We start from the raw sequence: 1,472 nt of genomic DNA on the forward strand, positions 1-1,472 counted from the left end.
CCCCCCGGCGTCCACCCCCCCGCCGTCCGTCAGCCGATGTCCGGCGGATCGATCCGGATCCGCACCGGCTCCGACCCCCGCAGCGCCAACCGCGCGATCTGCGCCGCCTTCAGTGCCGCCGCCAGTGCCGCCCCCTGCCCCGGCTCGACCCGCAGCAGCGCCCGCTCGACCTCCTCCCCCCGCCCACCTCCGCCGGAGCCGGAGCCGGAGCCGGAGCCCGCACCGCCGGCCCCACCCACCACCGGCACCGGCCCGAGCACATCCGCCCCGTCCGGCAGCCGCAGCAGCCCGAGCAGATCCACCACCGCCTGCGGCGCCCCCGTCACCGAGGCCATCCGCGACACCGGCGGGAACCGCAGCGCCGCCCGTTCCTCCAGCTCCAACGCGGCGTGACCCGCCGGGTCCCACCGCACCAGCGCCTGCACCGGCCGCGCCGTCGCCTCCGCGACCACCACCACGGTGCCGCCGGCCGACGCCGGCCGCACCAGTGCGGCCGCGGTCAGCCACCGCCGCAGCGCCTCCTCCCCCGCCCGCAGGTCGGGCCGGTTGAGCAGCGCCCATCCGTCCAGCAGCAGCGCGGCCGCGTAGCCGTCCTCGGCCAGCGGTTCGGCGCCGGGGGTGGCGATCACCAGCGCGGGCGCGGCGGGCACGGTGGTGAGCACCGCGTCCCGGCCCGAGGTGCGGACCGGGACCCGGGGGAAGGCCTTCCCCAGCTCCTCGGCGGTTCGCCGGGCGCCGACCACGTTCGCCCGCAGGCGGAAGGAGCCGCACTCGGGGCAGTGCCAGTCCGGCTCCGGTGTCCCGCACCAGCTGCACTGCGGCGGCAGGTCCGCGCCGACGGTCTCCAGCGGTCCGCCGCACGGCCGGCAGCGGGCCGGCTCCCGGCAGCGCCCGCAGGACAGTCGCGGCTGGTACCCGCGCCGGGGCACCTGGATCAGCACCGGCCCCCGCTCCAGCGCCTCGCGCGCGGCCGTCCAGGCGACCGACGGCAGCCGCGCGGCCCGCGCCGCCTCGTCCCGCGCCTCGTCCAGGTCGGTGACGGTCCGGATCCGCGGTGCCAGTGCCCGTACGGTCTCCCGGTCGGCCGCCAGCGGCCTGGCCCAGCCCGTCCGCAGCAGCTGCGCCGCCTCGACGGTGGTGGACAGCCCGCCGAGCAGTACGCCCGCGCCCTCCTCGGTGGCCCGCAGCAGCGCCACCTCCCGTACGTGCGCGTACGGGGCGTGCGGGTCGCTGTGGCTGCTGTCGCCGTCCGACCAGACGACGACCAGTCCCAGGTCGCGGACGGGCGCGAACATCGCCGCCCGGGTGCCGATCACGGCCCGCACCGAGCCCCGGCGGACCGCGAGCCAGCGCCGGTAGCGCTCCTGCGGCCCCGCGTCGGCGGCCAGTGCGGCGTGCCGGCCGGGGCCGAGCAGCGCGGTCAGCGCGGCGTCGACCCGGCCGGCGGCCCGCCCGTCGGGCAGGACCACCAG

General features: G+C 79.6%; 1 protein-coding gene. It reads right to left on the reverse strand.

The genetic code is table 11. The features are described 5' to 3' along the window. Positions 1–29: 29 nt before the first annotated feature. Positions 30–1,472: primosome assembly protein PriA (locus tag AA75_RS33140; RefSeq protein ID WP_033824060.1), on the reverse strand; the 1,443-nt coding region annotated here is incomplete at its 5' end.

The sequence above is a fragment of the Kitasatospora sp. MBT63 genome (assembly GCF_000710465.2).
Classification (GTDB): Bacteria; Actinomycetota; Actinomycetes; order Streptomycetales; family Streptomycetaceae; genus Kitasatospora.